This is a genomic window from Micromonospora sp. M61, assembly GCF_018070245.1.
In the GTDB taxonomy this organism is placed as follows: Bacteria; Actinomycetota; Actinomycetes; order Mycobacteriales; family Micromonosporaceae; genus Micromonospora; species Micromonospora zamorensis.
Genome location: NZ_JAGPYA010000141.1, coordinates 1 through 1579, shown reverse-complemented (window position 1 = coordinate 1579; position 1579 = coordinate 1). Strand labels below are relative to the sequence as shown.

The window sequence follows — 1579 nt, the reverse complement described above, 5'->3', positions numbered from 1 at the left end:
CGGCGACGGCCGCGACGACATCGTCACCTTCACCTGCAACGCCGACGCCGACGTGTATGCCGCCACCTCCACCGGCACCGGCTTCGCCGGGACGACAGTGAAGTGGAACGACTACTTCTGCCTGGCCGGCGAGTTCCCCTACCTCGGTGACGCCGACGGGGACGGCAGGGACGACCTCATCGTCTTCACCAAGGGCGGCACCAACGACGTCCACGTCGCACGCTCCACCGGCACCGGTTTCCTCGGCGCCACCAGATGGCACGACTTCTTCGGCCTCAACGGCGAGACAACGCTGTGACCCGCGGATTGGAGACCCCATGCGGCTGACCAGGCGCAGGTGCGCCCTCATTCTGGCGGCGGTACTCGCCGGGCAGGTCGCGACCGCGCCGGCCGACGCGGCCCGGCCGGTGGCGCCCGGCCCGCTCGCTGCGGACTTCGCCCGGGCCTCCGCCGAGTTCGACGTGCCCCGCGACCTGCTGGTCGCCGTGGGCTACGGCGAGACCCGACTGGACGGGCACGGCGGCCTGCCCAGCCAGGCCAACGGATTCGGCGTCATGCATCTCGTCAGCAACCCCACCCAGCACAGCCTGGAACGGGCGGCCACGCTCACCGGCGAGCCGGTCGACCGGCTGCGCTCGGTCACCTCCGCCAACATTCGCGGAGGCGCCGCGGTGCTGCGTGACCTGGCCGACAGCGAGGGACTGACCGCCGGTGCGCGCGACCGGCTCTCCGCCTGGTACCCGGTGGTGGCGCGCTACAGCGCCGCCACCGACGACTCGACGGCCCGGCTCTACGCCGACCACGTCTACGACCTGCTGCGGACCGGCATCGCGGCCACCACCGTCCGGGTCGCCGCGCAGCCGGTGCGCCCCGAACTGGGCCGGTACGCGTCGATCACCCCGGCCGGCGCCGGCCCGAACGTCGCCGCGGCGGCGGTGCCGGAGTACGGGCCGGCCCGCTGGGTCTCCGCCTACGGCGGCAACTACCAGGCCGGCCGGTCGTCACGGATCACCACCGTCGTGGTGCACGTGACCCAGGGGTCGTACGCCGGCACGGTGAGCTGGTTCCAGAACCCGTCGGCGGGGGTGAGCGCGCACTACGTGGTGAAGTCCAGCAACGGTGAGATCACCCAGATGGTGCGCGAGGGAGACACGGCCTACCACGCGCGCTCTGCCAACCCCTACGCGGTGGGCATCGAGCACGAGGGATTCGTGGACAACCCGGCCTGGTTCACCGACGCCATGTACCGGTCGTCGGCCGCGCTGACCCGCTACCTCTGCGAGAAGTACGGGCTGCCGAAGACCCGCGCGGCGATCAGGGGGCACAACGAGATGCCCGGCAACGACCACACCGATCCCGGTCCGAACTGGAACTGGAACTACTACATCTCCCTGGTCAACCCCGGCGGCTCGGGAGGCCGCTACCTGGCGGGGTCACCGACGGACTTCACCGGCGACGGCCGGGACGACGTCGTGAGCTTCACGCAGGGCAGCCTCAACGACGTCTACGTGGCCACCTCCACCGGCAGCGCGTTCACCGGTACGTCCGTCAAGTGGAACGACTTCTTCGGCCTCAACGG

1 protein-coding gene and 1 pseudogene are annotated in these 1579 nt (G+C 71.2%); both read left to right on the top strand.

What is annotated here, in order from left to right:
* Positions 1–298, top strand: a pseudogene (locus tag KBX34_RS32930) (VCBS repeat-containing protein); the annotation flags it as partial.
* A 19-nt stretch (positions 299–317) separates the two neighbouring features.
* Positions 318–1579: N-acetylmuramoyl-L-alanine amidase (locus KBX34_RS32925; protein ID WP_210928970.1), on the top strand; the 1262-nt coding region annotated here is incomplete at its 3' end.